Source organism: Streptosporangium sp. NPDC048886 (genome assembly GCF_055586905.1).
Window position 1 is genome coordinate 65,908 of record NZ_JBVJHH010000038.1, and the last position, 23,692, is coordinate 89,599.

Here is a 23,692-nt window from a genome sequence, read left to right on the forward strand (position 1 = left end):
CGGGAATCTGGTTCAATCAATCTTGGACGACACGTCGGCCGGGGCGGGGGCCGCGGGCGTGTCGCGGTTCTCTCCGGGGGGTGTGGATGCCCAGGCCGTCGAACGTGCCTGATCATCGCGGTCCGAGACCACGGAGGCGATCGATCCCGCTGGCGGCCCCCGCCGCCGCCGGAATCGCCGCCGCGGTCGCCAGCATCCTGGCCACGTCGCTCGACATCTGGGACCTGCCCACCCAGGTCAAGGTCGGCATCACCGTGTGCACCGCCCTTCTGGTCGGCCTGCTCACCTGGGCGACCACCGGAGCGCGGGAGCGGGAGCAGCAGGAGCCCGTCCCGGGGCACGGTCCCTCCTGGCGCCCACCCGACCAGTGGCCACCGGTCTCCACGCACTTCACCGGGCGCACCGAATCGCTGGCCGAGCTGCGCCAGGTGTTCGCCGAGCGCCGCCGCTCCCGCGGCCCCGGCGAGAACACCGCGCCGCTGGTCGTCTCGGTGTACGGCAGGGGCGGGGTGGGCAAGTCCGCGCTCACCGCCAGGTTCGGGCACGAGGTCGCCGACCGGTTCCCCGACGGGCGCCTCTACGCCGACCTGCGCGGCGCGGTGGAGGCGCCGGTCCAGCCCGAGGAGGTGCTGATCGGCTTCCTGCGGGCGCTGGGGGTGCGGCTCACCACCGACCCCGGCGGCCTGACCGAGCTGCGCAAGCTCTGGCTGACCTGGACCAAGGGCAAGCGCATCCTGATCGGCCTGGACAACGCCCAGGACGGGGACCAGGTCAAGGACCTGATCCCGGCCGAGCCGGGGTGCGCCGTGATGATCACCTCGCGGCAGCCGCTGTTCCTGCTCAACACCTACGACAAGCGGCTGGCGGTGTTCAGCGAGGCGCAGGGCGTGGAGCTGCTGGCCCGGCTGGCCGGGGACGACCGGGTCGCCGCCGACCTGGAGTCGGCCCAGGAGATCGTCCGCATGTGCGACCACCTGCCGCTGGCCATCGGCATCTGCGGCGGGCGCCTGGCGACCCGGGAGAACTGGACCCTGCGCGGCCTCGCCGACCGGCTGAGGGACGAGCGCCGCCGCCTGGACCAGCTCGAACTCGCCCGCAGGCTCGACAAGAGCGTGCGCGCCTCGCTCCAGCTCAGCTACGACGACTGCACCGGCCTCCAGCGCCGCCTGCTGCGCCTGCTCAGTCTGCTCACCGCCCCCGACGTGCCCGGCTGGGTGGCGGGGGAGCTGCTGGCCGCCTCCGAGCTGGAGGGCGCCGACCAGCTGGAGGCCCTCGTCGACACCCAGCTCGCCGAGTGCTCCGGCATCGACTTCTCCGGCGTGATGCGCTACCGGCTGCACGACCTGGTCCGGATCTTCGCCCGCGAGCTGGCCGACTCCGGCTCCGGCGACGACGACGGCCACCGCCGGGCGGCCATCGAGCGGGTCCTGTCCGGCTACCGCCGCCGTGCCGAGACCGCCGCCATGGCCCGCTGGCCGCAGGACTGGGGCCGCAGCGGCAGGAACGCCGACCCGGCGTCCACGACGCTCGCCCAGGCGTCGGCGGCCGACTGGCTCAACGCCGAGCGGCTGACCCTGGTCGCCATGATCAACCAGGCCCGCGGCCTGGAGATGTGGGAGCTGGCCTGGGGGCTGGGCCGGGCCTTCTGCTCGCTGTGCCACTCCCTGCGGGCCTACTGGTCCGACTGGCGGGCGGTCGCCGAGATCGTCTGCGAGGCGGCGGTCCACATGGACGACCGGCGGGCCCTGGGCATCGCGCTGCTGGACCGGGCGGCGGTGACCGGCGGGCAGGGCAGCCACCAGGTCGCCAGGGCGGACGCCGAGCGGGCGCTGGAGCTCTTCACCGGACTGGGGGAGTCCTGGTGGGCCGCGCGGGCGATGCGCTCGGTCGGCATGTCGCTGTTCAGCGACGGCAACCTCGACCTGGGCCAGGACTACCTCATCGAGGCGATCACCGCCTTCAAGGGAGAGGACGACCGCTGGTGGACGGCCCGGACCCAGCGCAACCTGGCCGAGCTCCGGCTCGCCCAGCGCCGGCCCGAGCAGGCCAAGGAGCTGCTGGAGGAGGCCCTGCAGGTGTTCAAGCGCGACCGCAACCGCTACTCCGAGGCGCAGACGCTCCGCGCCTACGGCGAGGTGCTCGGCGCGACCGCGCGGGCGTTGCGCGCCAAGGGGGAGACGAGGGCCGCCGAGGAGGACTTCATCCGGGCCGGATTCAGCCTCGACCGGGCGGCGGAGACCTTCCGGCTCAGAGGCGAGCTCTGGGAGGAGGCCAGGTGCCTGCGCGCGGCCGGCGAGGTCGGCAACCCGGCCGACGGGCTCCGCGAGCTGACCTACGTACGGCGGGCCACGGAGATGCTGAGCGCCCTCGGCGACTCCTGGGGCGTGGCCAGGGCCGAGCTGTCGGCCGGACGCGCCCATGGCCGGCTGGGCCGTGCCCCCGAGGCGCAGGCGTCCCTGGAGCGGGCCGTGCACGCGTTCGAGGAGCTGGGCGACCGCTGGTGGATGGCCAGGAGCCTGCGTTACCTCGGCGAGGCGCGTCTGGAGGCGGGCGATCGCGAGGCGGCGCTCTCCTCGCTCAGGCACGCCCAGGACATCTACCGGAGCCTGGGCAACCAGGCCGGGATGGGCCGCACCCTCGAACTCCTGCGCCGCGCTGGGAGTGAGCCGGGCCCGCCCGGCGGGGCGGCGCCGTTGCGGCAATGAGCACCGGGCGTTAACTGTGCGGACATACCCTGGCGTATAGGCTCATCGTTGATGAATGACTTCACACGATGGATTGATCTCGAAGGTGCCGTCAACGTGCGCGACCTCGGCGGGCTCGCGACGGTGGACGGCGGGACCACGCGCTTCGGCCGCGTGTTCCGGTCGGACAACCTGCAGGGGCTGACCGGACGCGACGTCCAGCTGCTCGTCGGTGAGCTCAAGCTCCGCCACGTCATCGACCTGCGCTCCGGCGCCGAGGTGTCCCTGGAGGGCCCCGGGCCGCTCGCCGCCGTGCCGGAGGTGAGCATCCACCACCACACGCTGTTCGCCGAGGGCGGCAGGCACACCGACGTCGAGGCCGACACGATCGACGCCGACAGGGTGCTGCCCTGGCAGGAGCGGGTCGAGGAGGATCTCGCCGAGCTCAGGGTGACCGGCTTCTACTACGCCTACCTGCGTGACCGTCCGGACTCGGTGCTGGCCGCCCTGCGCGCCATGGCCGGCGGCGACGGCGCCGCCGTCGTGCACTGCGCGGCGGGCAAGGACCGCACCGGCGTCGTCTGCGCCCTGGCCCTGGAGGTCGCCGGCGTCACCCGGGAGGCGATCGTCGCCGACTACACCGCCACCGGCGAGCGCCTGGAGGGCATCCTGGCCCGCCTGCGCTCCAGCGCCACCTACCGCGACGACCTCGACTCCCGTCCGGCCGACGACCACCGGCCGCGACCGGAATACATCGAGCAGTTCCTCCAGGTCATCGACGACCGCTTCGGCGGGCCGATGCCGTGGCTCGCCTCCCACGGCTGGACCGAGGCCGACTCCCGGGCGCTCCGCTCCCGCCTGCGCGACTGACGCCGCCGGCGGGGGACCCCGGTCTCCCGCCCGCTCGCCGGGGTGGCCGCCCGGGACCCGCTGCCGTCAGACGGCGATCACCCGGCGCTCGGCGGCCGACCGGCGGGCGGCCTCCAGGACGGTGAGGGCCTCGACCACCTCGCCCGGGTCGACCGGCGGCGGGGCGCCCTCGCGCAGGCTCGCCGCCACCCCCCTGTAGAAGTCGAGATAGGCGCCCGGCTCGGTGCGGACGGGGTGGTGGGCGTCGTCGGTGCCCAGGGTGCCCCACCGCTCCTGCGGCTCCTCGCCGAAACCCGGGGAGTCAGGGGTGAGACCGGCGCGCAGGCGGTCCTCCTGGACGTCCAGGCCGTGTTTCAGGTAGCCGGCCGCCGAGCCCAGGACCCGGAAGCGGGGGCCGAGCCGGGGCGCGACCGCGCTGACCCACAGGTGGGAGCGGGCGCCGCCGGCGTGGGTGAGGGCGATGAAGGTGTCGTCGTCGGAGGTGACCGCGGAGCGGCGGACGTCGGACTCGGCGTAGACGTCGGTGACCGGGCCGAGCAGGCGCAGGGCCTGGTCCACCAGATGGCTGCCGAGGTCGTAGAGGAGACCGCCGACCTCCTCGGCCCCGCCGACCTCCCGCCAGCCCCCCTTGGGGGTGGGACGCCAGCGCTCGAACCGGGACTCCAGCCGGCTCACCGTGCCGAGCTCTCCCGAGGAGATCAGCCGCCTGACCGTCAGGAAGTCGCCGTCCCAGCGCCGGTTCTGGAAGACGGTCAGCATCAGACCGAGGTCGCCGGCCAGCCGTACCAGGGACTCGGCCTGCGCCGCGGTCGCCGCCAGCGGCTTGTCCACCACGACCGGCAGACCGGCCTTCAGCGCGGCCTCGGCCAGCGGGACGTGGGTGCGGTTGGGGGAGGCGACCACGATCAGGTCACTGGAGTCCCACAGCTCGGCGGCGTCGCCCACCGCCCGCGCGCCGTATTTCCGGTCCACCTCGGCGGCCCGCTCGGGATTGCCGGTCACCACGGCCGACAGGCGCAGCCCCGCGGTCGCGGCGATCAGCGGGGCGTGGAAGAACGCCCCGGCCACGCCGTATCCGATGAGGCCGACGCGGAGGTCAGTCACCACGCTGCTCGTCGCGCTCGGCGAGGAAGGCCTCGAACTGGGCGGCGAGCTCGTCGCCGGTGGGCATCTCGGAGGACTCGGCCATCAGGCTCTCGCGCTCGGCCCCGGCGGCGAACGCGTCGTACTGCTGCTCCAGGCCGGTGATCGCGGTGGACAGCTCGTCGGAGGCCTCGATCTGCTCGGCGATCTCGCTGTCGGTCCTGCCGGCGGCCTCGCGCAGGCTCTCCAGGGGGAACACCAGGCCGGTGCCCTCGGCCACCGCCTCCAGGGCGGTCACCGCCGCCGCGGGATATTCCGCCTGGGCCAGGTAGTGCGGGACGTGCACGGCGTAGCCGAGGGCGTCGTGGCCCTTGGCGCCGAGCCGGAACTCGATCAGCGCGGCCACGCTGCCGGGCACCTGGACCCGGCCGAAGGCGCTGCTCCTGCCGGTGACGAGCTCGGCGCGGCTGGCGTGACCGGTGACGCCCAGCGGGCGGGTGTGCGGCACGGCCATCGGGATGCCGTGGGTGGTCACCAGCTTGCTCACCTTCAGCCGGGTGGCCAGCGTGTCGACGGCGGCGGTGAACAGCTCCCACTCCCGGTCCGGCTCCGGGCCGGTGAGCAGCAGGAACGGCGTGCCCGTGGTGTCGTTGACCAGGTGGAGGGCGATCTCGGGGCTCTCCACGCCGACCCACCGGTCGGTGTCGAAGGTCATGACCGGCCGCCGGGAGCGGTAGTCGAGCAGGCGGTCCACGTCAAAGGTCGCCACGACCCGGTGCTCCAGCTCGCCGAGCAGGTGGCCGAAGGCGAGCCGTCCGGCGCCGCCCGCGTCCACGAACCCGTCGAAGTGGTAGAGCAGCACCGGATCGGTCAGCTCAGGGACGTCTCCGCTGAGCCGGTAGAGATCCGTCGGGTCGAACACCGTGTTCCAGCCTTTCGTCGGTCGTCTCTTCACATGAACCCGTGGGGCGTCCGGTGAATTCCGCCTACCCGCAACGATCAATGGGCACCCTATCGGGGCACAATGGATCCCATGCAGCCTGACCCGGAGCTCGAGGAGTTCGCGACCCGCCTGTTCGACCTGGCCAGGACCGGGCAGGCCGACCGGCTCCGCGCCTATGTCGAGGCCGGGGTCCCGGCCGACCTGTCCAACGACCGAGGCGACACGCTGCTGATGCTGGCCGCCTACCACGGTCATCCGGAGACGGTCCGCGCGCTGACCGCCCTGGGCGCCGACCCGGGACGGGCCAACGACCGCGGGCAGACGCCGCTGTCCGGGGCGGTCTTCAAGAAGGAGTCAGAGGTGATCCGCGCGCTCCTCGAGGCCGGCGCCGACCCTGACCAGGGGACCCCCTCGGCGACGGACACGGCCCGGATGTTCGGTCACGGAGAGTATCTAAAATGGTTCGGGCATTAAACGTTGTTCATGACGTGTCGTTACTTTAAGACATATATGAAATCACTGAGTGCTCGGCCATTCTTGTCGGGTGGGAACTACTACTACGCACAGGTTCGACCGGCCCCTCCGCCTCCCTCCACTCCCCTGCCCCTTCCCGAGTGAAGTGAACCCCTACGTCGAGCAGGTCAACAAAGAGACGTTGGAATGGCTCATCGGCTCGGAAATGCTCGACGACGCCGAGACGGTGGAGCGCTACAGGCGGGCCGAATACGGGTGGCTGTCCGCTCGGACATACCCCTACGCCGACCATCACACGCTCCGCCTGGTGACTGACTGGTGTGTATGGCTGTTCGCCTTCGACGACGCCTTCTGCGAGTCGGACAGGCGCGCCGCGCAGATCGCCCGCGCGCTGCCCCAGTTCTACGCGGTCCTGGAGGACCTGGACGCCGGCTCGCAGGTGGACGACGTGTTCGCGAGATCCCTGCTGGAGATCAAGGGCAGGATCGCCGCCTACGGCAACGCCGACCAGCTCGACCGCTGGCGCAACGTCACCAAGGACTACCTGTTCGCCCAGGTGTGGGAGGCGGCCAACCGGGAGGACGAGATGGTGCCCTCCCTGGGGGACTACATCTTCATGCGGCGGCGGACCGGGGCCATGCTCACCGTCTTCGCCCTCATCGACGTCGCCACCGGCCGCCGCCTGACCGCCGACGAGTGGCGCCACCCCGGGATGCGGGCGATCACCGAGAGCGCCAACGACGTCGTCGTCTGGGACAACGACCTCATCTCCTACGCCAAGGAGAGCGACGGCGGCAACTCCCGCAACAACCTGGTGAACGTGCTGGCCGAGCACCGGCACTACTCCCGGCAGCAGGCGATGGAGGAGATCGGCGAGATGCGCAACCGGGCCATCGCCGACATGGTGGCGGTCCGCCCCTCGCTGGAGGCGCTCGGCTCGGAGGCGGTGCTCGCCTACGTGCGCGGCCTGGAGTTCTGGATCAGCGGGAGCGTCGACTACTCGCTGACCAGCTCCCGCTACACGGTCGCCTGGCAGCGGGCGGCCCAGCGGATCTCCCCTCAGTGATCAGGTCTGGAGGAGCGGGTCGCCCGGCTCCTGGTCGTCGAGCGCGAGCTCGATCAGCTCCTCCAGATTCAGCTTCCTGCCCTGGGCGAACGCCTCCTCGTGCGCCTGCTCGCCCAGGACGCGCCGGCACTCCTTGACGCACCGGTCGTGCTCGGTGTTGAAGAAGGGCGAGTTGAGCTGGGGCATCCCGAAGGTGCGCCAGTTCGCCTGGCCGGCCCCCATCAGCCGCGCCGCGAGCAGCGGCTGCCCGTCGTCCAGGGCCTGCTTGGCCACCACCTCGATCGCCAGGCCGATGCCGAGCACGTCGTGGAAGTAGCGCTTGATCCGGAGCGCTTCGCGCGCGTTGGCCATGGCCTCCGGAGCCCGGCCCATCGCCTGGTAGACGCTGGCCAGGGCGTAGATGGCATAGGAGCGCAGCCACAGCTCGCCGCGCTGGGTGCAGACCGCGATGCAGTCGCGCAGCAGTACCTCGGCCTCGGCCGGCTCGTTCTGCATGAGCAGCACCATCGACAGCTCGACGATCGAGGGGAGCAGCCCCGGGTTGAGCTCCCGGCCGCTCTTGTGGAACTCGATCGCGACCCCGAGCAGCGCGCTGGCCTTCTGCAGGTCGCCCTGGAGGAACGCGGCCGTGCCGAGCATCTTCGTGGCCAGGATGACCGCCCCGGAGTCGCCCACCCGGACGGCGTCGGAGCTGCACTTCTCGGCGGCCTCCACGGCCCCGGCGATGTTGCCCTGGGCGCTGTGGATGTAGGAGAGCACCCACAGCGCCTTGCACCGCTCCGGGCTCGGATGGGAGGACAGCTCCAGGGTCTTCTCCAGGTAGACCCTGCCCTCGCGGGCCAGCCCGCAGGCCACCCACATGAACCACAGGGAGGACAGCAGCTTCAGCCCCGCCTGCACCTCGGAGGGGCTGCGCAGGCAGTGGTCCAGGGCCACCCGGATGTTGTCGTGCTCGTGACGCATCCGGACGTACCAGTAGACCTGGCGGGGGCCGGACCAGGCGTCCTCGCTCCTCGTGGCGAGCTGCAGGTAGTAGTCGCGGTGCCGCTCCCGGACGGCGGCGGTCTCGCCGAGCTTGTCCAGCCACTCCTCGCCGTACTGGCGCAGGGTGTCGATCAGCCGGTAGCGGTGCCCCGAGGGCGTGCCGTCGCTCAGCAGGATGGACTTCTCCACCAGGCTGGCGACGAGATCCATGACGTCCTCGGCGGGCAGGCTCTCCCCGGAGCAGACGTAGCGGGCGGCGTCCAGCTCGAAGTCGCCGGCGAAGACCGACAGCCGGGCCCACAGGAGCCGCTCGGCGGGCTCGCACAGCTCGTGGCTCCAGCCGATCGCGGCGCGCAGCGTCTGGTGCCGGGGCAGCGCCGTACGGCTGGCGCCCGCGAGCAGGCTGAAGCGGTCGGCCAGCAGGCCGAGGATCTGCTCCACCGACAGCGCCCGCATCCGGACCGCGGCCAGCTCGATGGCGAGCGGGATGCCGTCCAGACGGCGGCAGAGCTCGGCCACGGGCCCGATGTTGTGCTCGTCCAGCATGAAGTTGGGCACCACCGCGCCCGCCCGCGCGGTGAACAGCTGCACCGCCTCGTTGGTGAAGACGTCTTCGCCGGGGGAGTCGCCGGGGACGGCCAGCGGCGGGATGGTGACGGTGTGCTCGCCCCTGGCGTTCAGCGACTGGCGGCTGGTCGCCAGGATCGTCAGGCCCTTGGCGCTGCTCAGCAGGTCCTCGAAGAGCGTGGCGCAGGCGTCGACCAGGTGCTCGCACGTGTCGATGATCAGGAGGATCTCGCGGTCGCCCAGCCACTCGACCAGCGTCTCGTCCGCCGAGCGGGACGACTGGTCGGCGATCCCGAGCGCCGAGGTGATCGTGTGCCTGACCATCCCCGAGTCCTGCAGCCGGGCCAGGTCGGCGAACCACACGCCGTCTCTGAACTGGTCGCCCATCAGGTGGGCGACGCGCAGCGCCGTGCGGGACTTGCCGACGCCGCCGATGCCGGTCACGGTGACCAGGCGGTGCTCGCGGAGCCGCTGCCGGAGGGTGGTCAGTAACCTGGTGCGTCCCACGAAGCTGGTTAGCTCGTTGGGGAGATTGCCGTCTCGCCGCCATCCAGATGGCGTTGCCATGGCCGCCTCACGGGGGGTAGCTGACACTGAACCCGCATCGTACCCGCCGGGGGCCTCGGCTGTCCTTTGCGCTGCGGGCCACGGCGCGGAGCTTTCCACCGGGCGCGACGCGCCTTGTTCCGAGGGAGAAAATGACTCGCCGTAACGGTGGCTAGCATGGACGGGTGACATCGAATGAGCCTGACGACCTGCGCCCCGTCGACCTCTCCGACGACGGTCCGCCCATCCTGCCCGACCAGACCGGTGACGACACCGACCTGGGGTGGGGAGACTGGCGCGAGGCGGACGACGACGCCCGGCTGCTGGAGGACCGCCCGCCCCACTGGGGCTAGGCGCCGCCGTCGGACAGGGGGGTCACGGCCCGTGGGGCCCGGTCCGTGCGGGCTCAGTCCGTGGGGAGCAGGGTCCCGAGCGGGCCCAGGTCGAGGTTGAGGTCGGACGGGGACAGGCCGAAGTGGTCGCACAGCTCGGCCATGGCCTCCTCCAGGCGCATCAGCGTCAGGCCCACCGTCTCGATCTGCTCCTCGGACAGGTCGCCCCGGTCCATCCGCCGGATGCACTGCCGCTCCACCAGCTGGCGTACGAGCTCGACGATGGTGAGCACCAGGCAGGTCAGGTCACGCTGGACCGTCTCGGGGTCGGCCTCGATGCGCCGGCGTCCCGACCGCGCCCCGTCCTGCCGGGCCGCGTCCGGCTGTGCTCCGTGAGGTCGGGCCGCGTACGGCCGTGCTCCGTCCTGCCGGGCCGCGTCCGGCTGTGCTCCGTGAGGTCGGGCCGCGTACGGCCGTGCTCCGTCCTGCCGGGCCGCGTACGGCGTCGCGGGGCCGGGGGGCGCCGTGTCCCACGGCCGGCCGGTGCCTGTCGGGGCGGGTTCACTTCCGGGCAAGGTCATGCGGGTTCTCCCGTTCGGACGGGTCGGACTCCAGGATGGACGTGATCAGCACGCGCAGGGAGACACGCACGAGGTCGATGTCGGCGATGGACAGGACGAGGTCACCGGTCACCACGACGCCGCCCGCCAGCAGCCGGTCGAGCAGGTCGACGAGCGCCACCCGCTGGGACGGCAGGCGCCCCTCGGCGGCCAGCTCGGCGCCTCGCGAGGCGCGGGGCGTCATGGCGTGTCTCCCGGGCCGGCCGCGCCTTCCGGGCCTGTCGTGCCGGTGTCGAGGACGGTGAAGGAGTAGGGCGCCCAGGGGCCGGTGAGCTCCAGGTCGATCCCGTGCCCGCGGAGGGACTCGAGGGCGGCGGCGAACTCGTCGCCGCGGTCGTCGTCGACGAGATAGGCCCCGTTGAGCACCATCCACTCCTCGCGGCCGGACAGGCTCGGATCCTGCGGCCGGTGGAGCCGGTCGGCGACGGCGACGGCCGCGAGGCGGGCATGGACGCGCTCGGCCTCGGCCACCGCGTGCCGCCAGGTGTCCTCCCTGCCACGCAGGTCCGCCTGGCGGCGTCTCAGGTAGGCGGTGCCGGGGCTGCCCGTCCCGGAGACGTCGCCGCCGGCCGGGGCCGGCGGCTCGACCCGCTCGGCGTAGCCCTTCACCCCCCATTCCCGCCGCCCGGCCACCTGGGACAGCAGCGCCACGAAGTCGTCGTGCCGCCGCTGGAGCAGGTCGCCCACCTGCTCCTCGTCGCTGTAGACGGTCACGAGCCGGACGGGGGCCGTCGGGACGGCCGCCGCGACCGCCTCCACAACGCGGTGGTGGGCGCGGGCCGTCTCCTCGACCCACTCCAGGTCCTCCAGGGAGTGCCGCAGCGCCTCCTCGCCGAACCGGTCCAGCGGCACGGTGCTCACGTACGCGACGAGTGAGGCGCACCCGACCGTCCGCACGGGCGCTCCGGCCACACCCGTCAGGTCCCCCGGCCGGGGAGAGCCCGCCTCACGCGCGATCGCGTAGACGTACGTGCCGGTGTCAGCCACCGCGCTCCTCCGTCCCACGCGGGCGCCCCCCGGAGGCTCTCCGCCGGGCTCCGATGGAGCGGCGCTCTCGCCGGTCGCCCCGCAGTTCCTCCCGATCCTCCCGCTCTTCCAGCTCCTCCTGGTCTTCCAGGTCCTCCCGGTCGTCCCGGAGCGCTCCGAGGCCGTCCTCCGCGGCGGCGAGCCGCCTGCGGAGCCGGCGGTTCTCCTCGGCCAGCCGGCGGCTGTCCGAGCTGAGCCACGGATCGTCCTCCCACCAGTCGATGCCCAGCTCCCGCGCCGTGTCCACCGAGGCGATCAGCAGCCGCAGCTTGATCGTGAGCAGTTCGATGTCCAGCAGGTTCACGCGGATGTCTCCCACGATCACCACGCCTCTGTCGAGCACCCGCTCCAGGATGTCGCCCAGGTTGGTGGACTCGTGCCGGGCGGGCGCCCTGCCACCGTAGGACTGGGGGAACACGGAGCCGGACCGTGCCGGATCGGTCATCTCAGTCACGCCTAACCGTCGTCGCCTCTGCCGCGCTTGTAGCGGCGCGTCCTGCGGTAGGAGAGAAGGTTGCCTTCCCGGTCCATCTCGGCCTCGTAGAGCGCCAGGATGTCGCCGGAGGAGGGGATGCGGCGGTCCTCGACGACCTCGACCCCGACCCGCCAGCCGTTCTCCCCCGGCTGCACGAAGGTGACGCCCTCGGGAGCCTTCCCGGTCAGGTCGGCGATGTGGCGCAGTCCGGCCCGGCCGGCGGTCGCCGCGGTGAGGCCGCGCGGCCGCCGGCGGGTGTCCGGAGCCTCCTCCACCGGCTCGTCCTCGTCGAAGTCCTCGTCGTCGAAGGCGTCGTCCTCCTCGTCCTGGTCCTCGTCGAGACGCTCGTCCTCCTCGTAGAAGTCGTCGGAGGCGTCCGCGCGCCTGTCGTGGGAACTGCGCCTGACAGGCACGGGATCATTCCCCCTCTCCGCCTCGGCCCGGCACGGTCATGCCGGGCAGGTCCGGCTGGGTCACCATCTGTTCGAGGATCTCCGTCGTCGCCTGGGCCGCCTCCTCCTCGGAGATCTGGCCGGAGAGCCTGGCCTCCTCGACCTCCTCCAGCCTGCGCCGGACCGCGGCCGGGTGCCGCATTTCGAGCTCGGCCTGTTCCTGCAGCATCTCTCCGATCTTGATGAGCGCACGGATCGGGGCGAAGGGCAGGCCGAAGGTCAGGCTGAACAGGTCCATCCGTCATTCCCCCTGTCCCCGCGTCGTGACGAAGTCGTACGGTGCCATCGGGCCGAGCAGGCGCAGGTCGACCCGGCCCGCCCACCGCTCGCCCAGCCCGTCCAGGACCTCCTCGAACTCGGGCTGCCGGTCGGTCTCCACCAGGACGGCCACGTGCGCGGCGTCCTGCTCGTGGGTCGGCTCGCGCACGGCGACGGCGACGCACCGCGGGGCGAGGGCCTCGACCAGCACGGCCGTGTCGGCGTCGCGCTTGGCCGCGACCGCCTCGCCGATCATCTGCCCGAGCTGGATCCGCGCGTCCCAGGTCGCCTCCTCCGGACGGCCGCGGATCTCCTCACGCAGCCGCTCGGCCTCCGGGTTCTCCGCGAGAACCTCCCCGATCACCACCCGCTCGACGTAGCGGCCCTTGACGACGTACTCCGCCCGCCCCTCAAGCTCCTTCAACGCGGTGACGAACGCGTCGTGGTTGGGGTCCAGCAGCTCCTCGACGACCGCTTCCGGGCCGGTCAACACCGCCCCGAACCGGAACGGGAGCACGGGCACCTCGGCCGCCGTGTCGTCCAGCAGCCGCTGATGGGCCATCAGGTCGTCGGGCCTGCCCAGCGGACGGTCCAGGACGATGTCGCTCACCAGGGCGGCGACCTCGCCGTGCCGTATCAGCTTGATCCGCTGGGGTGGATCGCCCACGCCGCGGGCCTCGGGGGCCAGCTCGACGTCCGCCGGCACGACGCCGTAGACGTAGGAATTGCCGACCCGCCCGTGCCGGGCGGTCTCCTCGGACCCGGCGGTCCCTGTCTTCTCGGTAGGCCCGGCCATCTCACCCCTCCTCTCGCCGTCGCCGCCGGCGAGGCGCCGGCTCCTCTTCCTCTTCGGGCGCGCCGAGGAAGTCCTGGAGCTTCTCCGAGGCCGCCTCCAGCATCCCCTGGGCGACCCCCCTGCTCTTGGAACTGCTCACGCCCTGCGTCATGTCCTGCACGACTTCCGGCAGTCCCTTTCCTCCGGTCTGCGTGAGATCCAGCCGGTTCGTGGCCTCGGCGAAACGCAGGTAGGTGTCGACGCTGGCCACGACGATGCGCGCGTCGATCGTCAGGATTTCGATGCCGACGAGGGAGACCCTGACGAACGCGTCGATCACGAGGCCCTTGTCCAGGATCGTGTCGATGACGTCGGCGAGTCCCGACGAGGACCCGCGGCCGGCTCCTCCGCCTCCTGAAGGCTGCACGATGGTCATCCGTTATCTCCTCGGTCCGCTGCTCGCTTCCGGCTCCCGGGTCATGTGCTCCGGGCGCCTGTCCGTCGGCGGGCGGGCCGCGGAGGAGGTCTCTCCTCCGTCTCCTCGGCGGCGGCGGGCCGGCGGCGGGCGGGGCGCCTTCTGGGCGCCGGTTCCTCCTCCGGCTCTTCCTCCTCTCCGCCCTCCGTCTCTTCGGCGGCGGCGGGCCGGCGGCGGGCGGGGCGCCTTCTGGGCGCCGGTTCCTCCTCCGGCTCCTCCTCTCCGCCTTCTCCCTCTTCTTCGGCGGCGGGGGCGGCTTCTTCGGCGGCGGGGGCGGCGCGGCGGCGGGCCGGGCGCCTTCTGGGCGCCGGCTCTTCCTCCGGCTCCTCTTCTGCGCCTTCCTCCGTCGCTTCTTCTGCGCCTTCCTCGGCGGGCCCCTCTTCTTCCGGCCCTTCCTCCTCCGTTGCCTGTTCCTCTTCCTCCGGCTGCTGTTCCTCGCCGGCCTCCTGTCCCGCTCCGGGTTCTTCCTCCCGCTCCTCTTCTTCCTCGCGCTCGCGCTCCTCCTTGAGGGCGGTCTCGTGGTCCTTGACGACCTTGCTGTCGCGGATCTCGCCGCGCCAGCCCTCGAGGTCGTCGGGGTGGAGCACGGTCTGCGTCATGACGTGCCGCCGGAAGTGCTTGAGCTCCAGGCGGGCCCGGCGACCTTGCGCGCGCCAGATGTTGCCGGTGCGCTCGAACAGGCCCTGCGGGTGATACTCCAACACGACCAGGATCCGGGTCATGTCGGGGCTGAGCGCGTGGAAGCTCACGGCGCCGTCGACGTAGCCCTTGGCCCCCTTGGAACGCCAGACGATCCGCTGGTCCGGCACCTGCTCGACGATCGTCGACTCCCAGGTCCGGTGAGACCAGAAGACCTGCGCCTTCCAGTTCGTCTTCTGGTCGTCCTGCTGGTCCACCCCCTCGACTTTCTTCATGAAGCCGGGGAAGTCCTGGAACTGGGTCCACTGGTCGTAGACGAGTCGCCGCGGGGCGCCCACGTCGAGCGTCTCGACGATGTTGATGAGCTTGAGCTTCTTGCCCTTGCCTCCCTTGCCGCCCCCGGTGATCTTGTTCATCAGGCCGCCGGCCGCCATCTTCACCGCTCCCTTGAGCCCGGCGGCCACGGGGTGCTTCGATCCGACCACCGAGCCCAGCAGGCTCAACGCGCCGCCTCCGCCGCCTCCGCCGCCGCCCTGGGCGTAGTCGGTCAGCCGTTCGGTCAGCCCGCCGATCTTGTCGGTCGCGGACGACAGAATCCGCTCCCCGAGAGCCTCGGCGAGGTTGCGCAGTTCCTGGGTGAGCTGCTCTATGGGCAGCGCCGGCCTGGTGTCCTGCTCAGACTGGGCGTCCTTCGGTTGCTCGGTCATGGGACCTCACCCTCGGGCCCGGCGGACCGGCCGCTCGCGGGTGGCCGTCTGGGTGCGCCGCGCGCCGCCGCGGCGCCTCGCCGGTGGCTCCTCTTCCTCTTCGGGCTCCTCTTCAGGCTCCTCCTCGGGCTCGCCGCGGGACCTGCCGGCCGAGCGACCGCCGGAGGCACGGCGCCCGCGGGCGGGTGCCGGCTCTTCTTCTTCTTCCTCAGGCTCCTCTTCGTCCTCTTCCTCTTCCTCTTCCTCGTCCTCCGGTTCCGGCTCTTCGCGATCGGCGCGGGATCTGCCGCCTGGACGGCGGCCGGCGGCGCGGCGCCCGCGAGGGGGCTCCTCTTCTTCCTCGGGCTCTTCCTCGGGCTCCTCTTCGCCGCCCTTGCCCTGGCCTCGGAGCGACTCCGCGCGTTCGTGGAGCTTGGAGGTCAACGAGTCGACCTGCTTGCTCGCGGCGGCCTTGGCGGCGGCCTTGCCTACCTCCATCAGCTCACCCCGGACGCTGTCGACGATCTTTTCCAGCTCCGGTGCGGCTCCAAGCGTCTTCAGGGCCTGCTGCAGCAGGTCGCTCCCGCCCGCGCCGAGCCGGCCGGTCGCGCCGGCCAGAGCCAGGGCGACGGCCATCCGCAACTTGTGATGCCGCCCGAGCAGGTAGCCCACACCGACGGCCAGGGCTATCTGTGCTCCGCATTTCACGATCACCACTCCCCAATCGATCACTCCGTCTTGGGATCCGTCCGCCCGTGTGGACCGGCCGGTCGGATGGGAGGGAAGACGTCGGAAGGGCTGACGCCTGCCGCTTTGAACGTGGCGGAAGCGTCTCGCTTCCGGGTCGGCTGTTTCCTACCCTGGAACGTGATAAAGAAACTCATATAGGTAAAAACCGGACATAGTTAACCCTGTAGAAAGGTGCTCAGATCGCTATGTCGACAGCCGGTCCGTGACCAAATGCTCGGCGCGAATGCGCCGGAATCGTGAAATGGCACTGAAGCGCTAAGAAACGACATCCTTCCACCGGAACCTGCGGAAGGCGAACGCGACCAGGACGGCCGAGTAGGTGACCGAGATCGCCACACCCTTGATCATGCCGCTGTAGTCGGGCTGCGGTGCGAGGGCGTCCATCCAGGCCGTGTTCCAGAACGTCGGCAGGAACTCCCGCAGCCAGCCGAGCGCCTCCACCGCCTGCAGGATGTTGCTCACGATCACCAGGCCGACCGCCCCGCCCACCGCGCCGAGCGGGGAGTCGGTGCCGACCGACAGCAGGAAGGCCACCGCCGCCACCACGAACTGGCTGATCAGGGCGTAGACGATCACGATGCCGAAGCGGGGCAGCACTTCCAGCGCGGCGATGGTCTCGCCGGTGCCCGGCACCCGGACGTCGTTCCAGCCGAAGGCGAGGGTCCCGGCCAGCAACGCCATCAGCGGCAGGCAGATCACCGCCGCCGCCGAGTAGCCCATCGCGACGACCAGCTTCTGCCGCAGCAGCCGGTCGCGGGGGATCGGGGCGGCCAGCAGGTAGCGCAGCGAGGACCAGCTCGCCTCGCTGGCCACCGTGTCGCCGCAGAACAGCGCCACCGCGACGACCAGCAGGAAGCTCGCCGACACCGACAGCGCGAACGCGGCGAAGTTCAGGCCGCCCTCGGTCGCCAGGTCGGAGATGCGCAAGGTGTTGCCCGGCTGGCCGGAGCCGGCGCCGACCTTGAACGCGACCACCAGGACCCACGGCAGCGCCAGCAGCAGGCCGAACATGACCAGCGTGCGGCGCCGTTTGAACTGGCGGACCACCTCCACCGCGAGCGGCAGGGTGTGCCGGGGCAGGTATCCGCCCGCCGAGCCGTTCCCCGGGGAGCCGGTGCCCGCCGGACCGCCGGCGAGAGCCGTACCGGAGCCGTTGGCGCCGCTCATGCGTTTTCTCCGATCAGGTCCAGGAACACGTCCTCCAGGCGGGTGCCCGAGCCGTTGGACGTGGTACGGCTGCGCAGCAGGTCACTCACCGGGCCGGCGGTGATGAGGCGCCCGCGGTGCATGACCACCACGTGGCTGCAGGTCTGCTCCACCTCGGCGAGCAGGTGGCTGGAGACGATGACGGTACGGCCCCGCGCGGCGTAGGCGATCAGGACCTCGCGCATCTCACGGATCTGGGGCGGGTCGAGACCGTTGGTGGGCTCGTCGAGGACCAGCAGGTCGGGCAGGCCCAGCATGGCCTGGGCGATGGCCAGGCGCTGGCGCATGCCCTGGGAGTAGGTCCGCACGGCGCGCTCCAGCGCGCCGCCGAGCCCGGCGATCTCCAGGGCCTCGGCGAAGTGGGCGTCCTCGGCGGGCCGGCCCGTCGCCTTCCAGTAGAGCTCCAGGTTGGCCCGGCCGGTCAGGTGCGGCAGGAAGCCGGGGCCCTCGACGAAGGAGCCCAGCCGGGACAGGACCGGGGCGCCGGGGGCGACCCGGTGGCCGAAGATCCGGATCTCGCCCGCGTCGGGGTGGATCAGGCCCATCAGCATCCGCATGGTGGTGGTCTTGCCCGCGCCGTTGGGCCCGAGCAGGCCGAGCACCTGACCGTGCTCGACCGTGAAGGACAGGTCGTTCACGGCCAGCTCGCCGTTGCTGTAGGCCTTGGTCAGGCCGCTGATCCGCAGCGGGACGGCGGCCAGGGCCGGGTCGTGGTCGTCCCGGCCGCGCCGGCGCCCGGCCAGCAGCAGGGCCGCGGCGACGACGAGGGAGGCCAGCGGCAGCGCCCAGGTCCACCAGGCGGGAGCGGCGGAGGGGGTCCGCAGCGCGGTGTCCGTCGGGACGGTCACCGACGGCTCGGCCAGGCCGACCCTGTAGACGGCCGGGGCGGCCGGCGTGCTGTAGCCGAGGTCGGTGGTGGTGAAGGCGACGCGCAGCCGGTGCCCGACGTCGAAGCGGTGGTCGATGGCGGGCAGGGTGACCGTGGCCTCCCCGGTGCCGCCCTCGGACAGCGGGATCCTGACCGGGGCGGCGAGCCCCTCGGGCAGGAGCGGCGCCTGGGCGTCCCCCGCCACGTCGTAGAGCTTGGCGAACAGCGTCACCTCACCCGGGCCGGCCTGCCGCCCCTCCTGGTCCGCGCCACCGCCGGGGCTCTCCCCGGCCTCCGAGGCCACCTTCACCCGCACGGTGGAGCTGCCGGTCACCTGGAGCGGGGCGGTGAGCGGGGCGGAGTCGAAGCCGGCGCTCTGGCCGGCCATGTCGACGGACACGCTCAGGTTGCCGACACCACTGGTGAGGCCGCCGAAACCGGGGACGGCGGAGATCGAGGCGGGGGACCCGCCCGGCGGGTTGGCCACCCGCTGCTCGGGACCGCTGAGCGGCACCGAGGTCCGGCCGCTGCCGGACAGGCCGGGATAGGCGTCCGCGGTGGCGTGCAGCTGGACCGGGCGGCGGGTGCCCGGGTCCCGGCCGCCGTCGCGGGTGACGGTGAACGGGCTGCCGGCCGCCTGCGCGCCGGCGCTCTCGCTCAGATAGCGGTCGAACCAGCCGAGGGTCCGCTCATGGAGCCAGTCGACCTCGCCGTTGCCGCCGTCGTGACCGCCGTCGAACCAGGCGACGGCGACCGGGGCGCCCGTCGCGGCGACGGCTCTGGCGTTGGCGTCCGCCTGACCCAGGGGGAACAGCGAGTCGCGCTGCCCCTGCAGCAGCAGCGTCGGGATCTTGATCTTGCCGGGTACGGAGACCGGACTGGACCTGCGCAGGGTGTCGATCGCGGTCTGGGTCGCCCGGCCGCTCTCGGCCACCTGCTGGTACATGTCGCAGATCTCCGGCAGGAACCGGCCGCACCGGACCTCCTGCGCGGTCGGCGGCGGGCCGGCCGGCAGGGCCGGGGCGGGCCGGGCGGCGCCGCCCGGCACCGCCGGCCCGGCCTCCGGCGCCGGACCGCCCCGGCTGAAGAACAGCCCCGCCCACATCCGCTTGAACACGCCGTTGGCCGGCCCCTGGCCGGTGGCGTCCGGGAACAGCGCGTCGGCGAGGTCGTGCCAGGTGACCTGCGGGACGATCGCGTCGATCCTGCCGTCGTGCGCGGCGGCCATCAGCGCGATGGCCCCGCCGTAGGAGCCGCCGGCGATCCCCACCCGCGGATCGCCGGCCGCGTCGAGCCGGACCTCGGGCCGCCTGGCCACCCAGTCGACGAGCTGGCGGACGTCCTTGACCTCGTAGTCGGGAGAGTTGAGCGCGATCTGCCCGGTGGAGCGGCCGAAGCCCCGCGCCGACCAGGTCAGCACGGCGTAGCCCTCCTGGGCCAGCCGCACCGCCGCGTCACGGACGCTCTGCTTGCTGCCGCCGAAGCCGTGCGCGAGCAGCACCGCCGGAGCCTTGCCGCCGCCGGCGGGCGGGAAGAAACTCGCGTCGAGGGTGACCCGCTGGTCGTCCCGCGGGCCGTCGAGCACCTCGATCCTGTGGTCCTGGGCCCGCACCGGCGGCGCGGACGGCCACAGCAGCCAGGCCGCGACGCCGGCGGCCAGCACGGCGACCACCGCGACCCAGGTGGTCGTTCTCCCCGCAAGTTTCATGTCGCGAGCTTACTGAGGAGAGCTGAGAGAGACCTGAGACGGTCCGGCGGCCGTCGGCGCGGCATCAGACGCCCGCGGGGGCGAGGGGGAGCCGGTAGTGCACCTCGGGGGCGGAGAACGGCAGGCCCGCCACGTCCTGGGCCCGCCCGGAGAGGGTGAACCCGAAGCGCTCGTAGAACCTGCGGGCGCGGACGTTGCCCTCCAGCACCCAGAGCCCCGCCTCCGCGTGCCCCATGTCCCGCAGCCGCGTCACGGACCGTTCCATCATGGCCAGGCCCAGTCCGGTCGACCAGTGCCCGCTGAGCACGTAGAGCGCGTAGACCTCCCCGCCGGTGAGCCCCTCGCCGCGCGCGGGCCCGAACAGGCTGAAACCGGCGGCCCCGCCACCCGCCTCGCCGATCACGAGGTGCTCGGCGCCGACGGCGAGCCTGCCCCGCCGCAGCTCGACCGCGCGGGGCTCGATCCGCAGCGCGTCGAGGAAGTCCTGCGGAAGCAGTCCCTTGTAGGCGGTCTTCCAGGTCTCCGTCCTGATGCGCATGACATCCAGGGCGTCGTCCGGCCCACCGTCCCGCACAAAAGCTCCCATATCAGGCAATTATCCAGACATGAAGGTCCGCTCATGCCGATGCTCGGACGATGCCTCAGGGATGTCCCCGATTGCGGACCAAGGTAAAGGCCAGGCATCATTTCGACGCGTGAAGTCAGTCGAGAGCCTCAAACGAAGAGTCACCCCGGCCGTCGAGTGGGCCCTGCCCCTGTGGACCAGGGGGAAGGCCGGCCGCCAGACGCCGGAGGAGCTGTTCCGGCTGCTGTATCTCGGATGGCTGGTGGCCTTCTCCTTCAAGGTGCTGGGCGCCTCGTGGGACGTCTCCTGGCACTTCAAGTGGCTCCGTGACGACCTGGCGCCGCCGCACCTGCTCAACAGCGTCGGCACGGCCATCGCGCTGGTGCTCACGATCATTCACCTCTACACCGGTTACGGCGTGGACAGGACGGCGCAGCGCCTCGTCGGCTGGGGCACCGGGATCTTCCTGACCGCGGTGCCGCTGGACCTGATCAACCACCGGATCAACGGGCTCGACATCACCTCGTGGAGCCCGTCCCACATGATGCTCTACATCGGCACGTTCCTGATGATCTGCGGGGTGATCCGCGGCTGGTTCATGGGCGCGGCCTCCGGGCGGATGCGGACGATGGTGCTCGGCGGGCTCTTCGTGTTCCTGTTCGAGAACGTCTGGTTCCCGGCGCAGCACCAGGAGTACGGCGTGTTCGGGATCGCCGCCTGGGACCGGGGGCAGCCGGAGGCCGAGCCCATCCTGCTGCAGTTCGCCGCCGACCAGATGGGCCGCGCGGTGGACCGGCAGATGGTGGTCAACTTCTCGCTGCCGGTGCCCGACCAGGTGTATCCGCTCTACGCCGCGGTCGCCGCGATGATCGTCCTGGTCGCCGCCCGCGCGATGATCGGCCGGATGTTCTCGGCCACCGCCGTGATCGGCGTCTATCTCACCTACCGGGCCCTGATCTGGCCGCTCCTGGCGATCGCGGACTTCCCGCGCTCGTCGGTGCCGGTCTTCCTGATCGCCGGGGCGCTCGCCGTCGACCTGGCGTTCGTGATCCGGACCCCGGTGGTGCGGGCGCTGGTCGGCTCGCTCGGCGTCACCGTCCTCGTCGACCAGGCGCTCCGCCTCCAGAGCGGGGCCTACTACACCCCGCCCCTGGTGTCTCCCATGACCATGCTGATCGGCGGTCTCCTGCTCGCCGCCCTGTGGCTGGGCCTCGAATGGGCCTCCACCCGTCACAGGCTCCGGTCTCAGGACATGGAGGCCGTGGTCAGCGCCACCGCGATGCCGTAGGCCAGGCCCATCACGGTGATCTCCGCCGCCGCCCACGCGACGACCGCCGTCCCCTGCCGCTGCGCGATGCGCGGCAGCAGGCGGAAGCGGATGTGGGCGGCGAAGGGGACCAGCAGCGCCACACACGCGGTCTTGGCCACCACGAGCAGCCCGTAGTCGCTGGTGAACACCGCGCCGGGCAGCTCCACCCCCTGCGTGAGGGCCATCGTGGCCAGGCCGTTCACCAGCCCGGAGACGCCGACCAGGAGCAGTGCCAGGGTCGCCAGCCTGGAGAACCTCGGCAGGACCCGCGCCAGCAGCTCACGGTCCCCGGCGACCAGCGTGACGATCATGAGCAGCCCGCCGGTCCAGGCGGCCGAGCCCATCACGTGCAGCTCCATCGAGATCATGATGGGGTCGTGCCAGACCGAGTCGACCGCGTGGCCGGTGACCGGGATCGGCAGCAGCCCGAAGAAGGCGATCACGATCCGCAGCTCGGCCGGGACCTTCTCGCCGAAGCGGACCGCCAGCAGCCCGATCCCGGCGTAGGCGAGCGCGCAGGCGGCGCTGAAGAGCATCCCCTGGCCCGCGCCGACGCTGTCGACGTATTCGGCGATCATTCCCGGGGTCGGCACCAGGCCGGGGTTGAGCTGGGCGGTCTGGAAGACGATGACGACCAGCGCCAGCACCGCCCAGGCCCACGCGAACGTCACCGCCAGCGGCCGGGCCCGGCGCATCACCGGCTCGGTCCGCTCCGGATCGTCGAAGCCGAGCAGCCTGGGCAGCAGGCTCAGCCCGACCACGGCCACCGCGGCCAGGTCCAGCAGCACCCGCAGCACCGGCAGGCCGTACTCCACCAGGGGGCCGGGCATCGCGATCCCCGGCACCGCCTCCTGGGCGCTGAAGGCCGTCGCGGCCAGCACGGCCAGCACGGCCCCCGAGACGAGCCCCCCGGCCACCAGCCTCCTGACCGTGCCCGCCTCGGGGGCGCTCTCGACGGTCGCGGTCATCGCCCGGCCCCCTGCTCCCTCGTACGGCGCAGCGCCACGACGGTGGCCCCGCCCAGCAGGACGAGGGCGCCGGCGATCCACAGCACGGCCATCCCGGCCCCGCCGTTCTGCGCGGCCTCGGCGGCCTGGGCGCTCAGGTCGGGGGCCTGGGAGGCGGCGGCCTGCGGCGCGGCGGCCGAGGGGACGGGGGCGGGCTGGGCGGCGGTGCCCGCTCCCGCGGCGGTCAGGGTGAAGGTCACCTTGCCGGCCACCGGGTGGCCGTCGGAGGAGAGGATGCGGTAACCCACGACGTACTGTCCGGCCGGGCCCAGGGGTCTGACCGCGACGCTGACCTTCTGGCTGTCGACGGCGGACTTGCCGTCCTCCCAGCGGCTCCCGTCGGGACCGGTCACGCTGATCTGCGCGAAGCCCTGCCGCACCGGCTGGTCGAAGGTGAGTGTGACCTTCTCCGGGCCGGTGGCGAACTGGGCGCCGTCCTTGGGGTCGCTGCCGATCAGCACGTTGTGGGCCTGGGCCGGGGTGACCACGCCGAGCAGCGCGGCGCCGGCGAACAGCAGGACCGTGAGTAGCCGCCTCACCGATGAGGGCCTTCCGTTGGGTTTTTCATGACCCGGACATGGTCCCATCACTGCCTTCCGCCCGGACAATCGAGCCGCCCGGGACGGTCTGGCGGCCCGGGGGAGCGGACGGGCCCGCGTCCGTGCGGGCGCGGGAGTCCTGGCGGCGGGCCCGCCCGGAGATCTCCCGGCGCTCCCAGTCGGCCCTGTGCAGCGCGTATTCGACCTCGCCGTGCTCGGAGCCGTCGATGGCCTCCGGCCACGACTGGTGGAAGGTCCGCACCAGCGTCAGGCCCGCCTTCTCCATCACACGCCGGGAGGCGGTGTTGACCGTCATCGTGAAGGCGACCACGCGCCGCACGCCGAGCTCGGTGAAACCCTTGCGGATCAGCGCGCACGTCCCTTCGGTGCCGTAGCCCCGGCCCCAGGCCGACCTGCGCAGCCGGTAGCCGACCTCGACCTCCCCGAGGTCGTCGTCCCTCAGCGGCCGGAACTCGAACCAGCCGAGGAACTCCCCGGTGGACCTCTCCTCGGCGGCCCAGAAGCCGAGATCGGTGAACCGCGCGTGACAGTCCAGGAACCGCGCCAGGGTCCCGCTCCGGATCGCCTCCAGAGTGGTCGGCCTGCCCCCGTTGAGGAAGCGCATGACCTCGGGGTCGCCGTCGAGCTCGAACAGGTTGTCCGCGTCACCCTCGGTGAACCGGCGCAGCACCAGCCGCTCGGTCTCCAGGAGGATCCGTGGCCGGTGATCTTTCCGTGCCGACATGCCGGACAATTTACAGCGGGGGCTGGGCCGCAGGCGGCTC

The 23,692-nt window shown here is 72.1% G+C and carries 25 protein-coding genes; 6 read left to right on the top strand and 19 right to left on the bottom strand.

Annotation, left to right across the window (positions count from 1 at the left end; all coding sequences use genetic code 11):
* The first annotated feature begins 104 nt into the window (after nucleotides 1-104).
* Nucleotides 105-2,705, top strand: a complete 2,601-nt coding sequence (locus tag ACZ6R6_RS36755; protein WP_470101331.1) for a tetratricopeptide repeat protein — start codon at nucleotides 105-107, stop codon at nucleotides 2,703-2,705.
* A 51-nt stretch (nucleotides 2,706-2,756) separates the two neighbouring features.
* Complete coding sequence (locus ACZ6R6_RS36760) at nucleotides 2,757-3,554, top strand: tyrosine-protein phosphatase (protein ID WP_470101333.1); 798 nt, start codon at nucleotides 2,757-2,759, stop codon at nucleotides 3,552-3,554.
* A 66-nt stretch (nucleotides 3,555-3,620) separates the two neighbouring features.
* Here the strand turns inward: ACZ6R6_RS36760 and ACZ6R6_RS36765 are convergent, their stop codons facing one another.
* Entirely contained in the window at nucleotides 3,621-4,658 is a 1,038-nt protein-coding gene (locus tag ACZ6R6_RS36765; RefSeq protein WP_470101334.1) for a Gfo/Idh/MocA family protein, read from the bottom strand.
* Nucleotides 4,651-5,559, bottom strand: a complete 909-nt coding sequence (locus ACZ6R6_RS36770) for a proteasome assembly chaperone family protein (protein ID WP_470101336.1) — start codon at nucleotides 5,557-5,559, stop codon at nucleotides 4,651-4,653. Before ACZ6R6_RS36770 ends, ACZ6R6_RS36765 begins: the two co-directional genes overlap by 8 nt.
* A gap of 102 nt (nucleotides 5,560-5,661) precedes the next feature.
* Between ACZ6R6_RS36770 and ACZ6R6_RS36775 the strand changes: the two genes are divergently transcribed.
* Both ACZ6R6_RS36775 and ACZ6R6_RS36780 read left to right on the top strand, forming a co-directional pair.
* Nucleotides 5,662-6,054 carry an ankyrin repeat domain-containing protein gene (locus tag ACZ6R6_RS36775; RefSeq protein WP_470101337.1) on the top strand — a complete coding sequence of 131 codons (393 nt, stop codon included), beginning with the start codon at nucleotides 5,662-5,664 and terminating at the stop codon, nucleotides 6,052-6,054.
* A 145-nt stretch (nucleotides 6,055-6,199) separates the two neighbouring features.
* On the top strand, nucleotides 6,200-7,120 hold the full coding sequence (locus ACZ6R6_RS36780) for a 4-epi-cubebol synthase (RefSeq protein ID WP_470101339.1): 921 nt from the start codon (nucleotides 6,200-6,202) through the stop codon (nucleotides 7,118-7,120).
* Here the strand turns inward: ACZ6R6_RS36780 and ACZ6R6_RS36785 are convergent, their stop codons facing one another.
* Nucleotides 7,121-9,238, bottom strand: coding sequence for an ATP-binding protein (locus ACZ6R6_RS36785; RefSeq protein ID WP_470101341.1), 2,118 nt, complete (start codon nucleotides 9,236-9,238; stop codon nucleotides 7,121-7,123).
* A gap of 164 nt (nucleotides 9,239-9,402) precedes the next feature.
* Here ACZ6R6_RS36785 and ACZ6R6_RS36790 point away from each other — a divergent pair, with 164 nt between their 5' ends.
* Nucleotides 9,403-9,570 carry a hypothetical protein gene (locus ACZ6R6_RS36790; protein ID WP_306867319.1) on the top strand — a complete coding sequence of 56 codons (168 nt, stop codon included), beginning with the start codon at nucleotides 9,403-9,405 and terminating at the stop codon, nucleotides 9,568-9,570.
* A 53-nt stretch (nucleotides 9,571-9,623) separates the two neighbouring features.
* Here ACZ6R6_RS36790 and ACZ6R6_RS36795 read toward each other — a convergent pair whose 3' ends face one another.
* From ACZ6R6_RS36795 to ACZ6R6_RS36855, 13 genes are all read right to left on the bottom strand, one after another.
* Entirely contained in the window at nucleotides 9,624-10,130 is a 507-nt protein-coding gene (locus ACZ6R6_RS36795) for a gas vesicle protein K (RefSeq protein WP_470101343.1), read from the bottom strand.
* Entirely contained in the window at nucleotides 10,111-10,353 is a 243-nt protein-coding gene (locus ACZ6R6_RS36800) for a gas vesicle protein (RefSeq protein WP_470101345.1), read from the bottom strand. The genes ACZ6R6_RS36795 and ACZ6R6_RS36800 overlap by 20 nt, the downstream gene beginning before the upstream one ends.
* Nucleotides 10,350-11,156 carry a GvpL/GvpF family gas vesicle protein gene (locus tag ACZ6R6_RS36805; protein ID WP_470101347.1) on the bottom strand — a complete coding sequence of 269 codons (807 nt, stop codon included), beginning with the start codon at nucleotides 11,154-11,156 and terminating at the stop codon, nucleotides 10,350-10,352. The genes ACZ6R6_RS36800 and ACZ6R6_RS36805 overlap by 4 nt, the downstream gene beginning before the upstream one ends.
* Entirely contained in the window at nucleotides 11,149-11,640 is a 492-nt protein-coding gene (locus ACZ6R6_RS36810; RefSeq protein WP_470101409.1) for a gas vesicle protein, read from the bottom strand. Before ACZ6R6_RS36810 ends, ACZ6R6_RS36805 begins: the two co-directional genes overlap by 8 nt.
* 11 nt (nucleotides 11,641-11,651) lie before the next feature.
* Nucleotides 11,652-12,083 (bottom strand): gas vesicle protein GvpO, encoded by a 432-nt coding sequence (gene gvpO / locus ACZ6R6_RS36815; RefSeq protein WP_470101348.1) that lies wholly within the window; start codon nucleotides 12,081-12,083, stop codon nucleotides 11,652-11,654.
* A gap of 4 nt (nucleotides 12,084-12,087) precedes the next feature.
* Complete coding sequence (locus ACZ6R6_RS36820) at nucleotides 12,088-12,360, bottom strand: gas vesicle protein GvpG (RefSeq protein ID WP_470101350.1); 273 nt, start codon at nucleotides 12,358-12,360, stop codon at nucleotides 12,088-12,090.
* A gap of 3 nt (nucleotides 12,361-12,363) precedes the next feature.
* Complete coding sequence (locus ACZ6R6_RS36825; RefSeq protein WP_470101351.1) at nucleotides 12,364-13,176, bottom strand: GvpL/GvpF family gas vesicle protein; 813 nt, start codon at nucleotides 13,174-13,176, stop codon at nucleotides 12,364-12,366.
* A gap of 1 nt (nucleotide 13,177) precedes the next feature.
* Nucleotides 13,178-13,591, bottom strand: coding sequence for a gas vesicle protein GvpJ (gene gvpJ / locus ACZ6R6_RS36830; protein WP_470101352.1), 414 nt, complete (start codon nucleotides 13,589-13,591; stop codon nucleotides 13,178-13,180).
* 41 nt (nucleotides 13,592-13,632) lie between these two features.
* Nucleotides 13,633-14,976, bottom strand: coding sequence for an SRPBCC family protein (locus ACZ6R6_RS36835; RefSeq protein WP_470101354.1), 1,344 nt, complete (start codon nucleotides 14,974-14,976; stop codon nucleotides 13,633-13,635).
* Nucleotides 14,977-14,982: 6 nt separating this feature from the next.
* Nucleotides 14,983-15,627, bottom strand: a complete 645-nt coding sequence (locus ACZ6R6_RS36840) for a hypothetical protein (RefSeq protein WP_470101356.1) — start codon at nucleotides 15,625-15,627, stop codon at nucleotides 14,983-14,985.
* Nucleotides 15,628-15,960: 333 nt separating this feature from the next.
* Nucleotides 15,961-16,872: an ABC transporter permease gene (locus ACZ6R6_RS36845; protein WP_470101358.1), complete on the bottom strand. Its 912-nt coding sequence runs from the start codon at nucleotides 16,870-16,872 to the stop codon at nucleotides 15,961-15,963.
* Entirely contained in the window at nucleotides 16,869-19,487 is a 2,619-nt protein-coding gene (locus ACZ6R6_RS36850) for a CocE/NonD family hydrolase (RefSeq protein ID WP_470101360.1), read from the bottom strand. Before ACZ6R6_RS36850 ends, ACZ6R6_RS36845 begins: the two co-directional genes overlap by 4 nt.
* Nucleotides 19,488-19,551: 64 nt before the next feature.
* On the bottom strand, nucleotides 19,552-20,073 hold the full coding sequence (locus tag ACZ6R6_RS36855) for a GNAT family N-acetyltransferase (RefSeq protein WP_470101362.1): 522 nt from the start codon (nucleotides 20,071-20,073) through the stop codon (nucleotides 19,552-19,554).
* Nucleotides 20,074-20,182: 109 nt separating this feature from the next.
* Between ACZ6R6_RS36855 and ACZ6R6_RS36860 the strand changes: the two genes are divergently transcribed.
* Complete coding sequence (locus tag ACZ6R6_RS36860) at nucleotides 20,183-21,340, top strand: hypothetical protein (RefSeq protein ID WP_470101364.1); 1,158 nt, start codon at nucleotides 20,183-20,185, stop codon at nucleotides 21,338-21,340.
* Here ACZ6R6_RS36860 and ACZ6R6_RS36865 read toward each other — a convergent pair.
* From ACZ6R6_RS36865 to ACZ6R6_RS36875, 3 genes are read right to left on the bottom strand one after another with little or no spacing between them, the layout of a single operon-like run.
* Nucleotides 21,298-22,329: a copper resistance D family protein gene (locus tag ACZ6R6_RS36865; protein ID WP_470101365.1), complete on the bottom strand. Its 1,032-nt coding sequence runs from the start codon at nucleotides 22,327-22,329 to the stop codon at nucleotides 21,298-21,300. The two genes, ACZ6R6_RS36860 and ACZ6R6_RS36865, sit on opposite strands and share 43 nt — an antisense overlap.
* Nucleotides 22,326-22,907, bottom strand: a complete 582-nt coding sequence (locus ACZ6R6_RS36870) for a copper resistance CopC family protein (protein WP_470101367.1) — start codon at nucleotides 22,905-22,907, stop codon at nucleotides 22,326-22,328. Before ACZ6R6_RS36870 ends, ACZ6R6_RS36865 begins: the two co-directional genes overlap by 4 nt.
* Nucleotides 22,908-22,932: 25 nt before the next feature.
* Nucleotides 22,933-23,652, bottom strand: coding sequence for a GNAT family N-acetyltransferase (locus ACZ6R6_RS36875; RefSeq protein ID WP_470101369.1), 720 nt, complete (start codon nucleotides 23,650-23,652; stop codon nucleotides 22,933-22,935).
* Nucleotides 23,653-23,692 lie beyond the last annotated feature (40 nt).

Bases quoted from the DNA above. Each gene is read 5' to 3' on its own strand.
- ACZ6R6_RS36835 (WP_470101354.1), bottom strand. From the start codon at position 14,976: ATGACCGAGCAACCGAAGGACGCCCAGTCTGAGCAGGACACCAGGCCG.
- ACZ6R6_RS36810 (WP_470101409.1), bottom strand. From the start codon at position 11,640: ATGACCGATCCGGCACGGTCCGGCTCCGTGTTCCCCCAGTCCTACGGT.
- ACZ6R6_RS36820 (WP_470101350.1), bottom strand. From the start codon at position 12,360: ATGGACCTGTTCAGCCTGACCTTCGGCCTGCCCTTCGCCCCGATCCGT.
- ACZ6R6_RS36825 (WP_470101351.1), bottom strand. From the start codon at position 13,176: ATGGCCGGGCCTACCGAGAAGACAGGGACCGCCGGGTCCGAGGAGACC.
- ACZ6R6_RS36760 (WP_470101333.1), top strand. From the start codon at position 2,757: ATGAATGACTTCACACGATGGATTGATCTCGAAGGTGCCGTCAACGTG.
- ACZ6R6_RS36850 (WP_470101360.1), bottom strand. From the start codon at position 19,487: ATGAAACTTGCGGGGAGAACGACCACCTGGGTCGCGGTGGTCGCCGTG.
- ACZ6R6_RS36785 (WP_470101341.1), bottom strand. From the start codon at position 9,238: ATGGCAACGCCATCTGGATGGCGGCGAGACGGCAATCTCCCCAACGAG.
- ACZ6R6_RS36795 (WP_470101343.1), bottom strand. From the start codon at position 10,130: ATGACCTTGCCCGGAAGTGAACCCGCCCCGACAGGCACCGGCCGGCCG.
- ACZ6R6_RS36875 (WP_470101369.1), bottom strand. From the start codon at position 23,652: ATGTCGGCACGGAAAGATCACCGGCCACGGATCCTCCTGGAGACCGAG.
- ACZ6R6_RS36845 (WP_470101358.1), bottom strand. From the start codon at position 16,872: ATGAGCGGCGCCAACGGCTCCGGTACGGCTCTCGCCGGCGGTCCGGCG.
- ACZ6R6_RS36800 (WP_470101345.1), bottom strand. From the start codon at position 10,353: ATGACGCCCCGCGCCTCGCGAGGCGCCGAGCTGGCCGCCGAGGGGCGC.
- gvpJ (WP_470101352.1), bottom strand. From the start codon at position 13,591: ATGACCATCGTGCAGCCTTCAGGAGGCGGAGGAGCCGGCCGCGGGTCC.
- ACZ6R6_RS36775 (WP_470101337.1), top strand. From the start codon at position 5,662: ATGGATCCCATGCAGCCTGACCCGGAGCTCGAGGAGTTCGCGACCCGC.
- ACZ6R6_RS36865 (WP_470101365.1), bottom strand. From the start codon at position 22,329: ATGACCGCGACCGTCGAGAGCGCCCCCGAGGCGGGCACGGTCAGGAGG.
- ACZ6R6_RS36855 (WP_470101362.1), bottom strand. From the start codon at position 20,073: ATGGGAGCTTTTGTGCGGGACGGTGGGCCGGACGACGCCCTGGATGTC.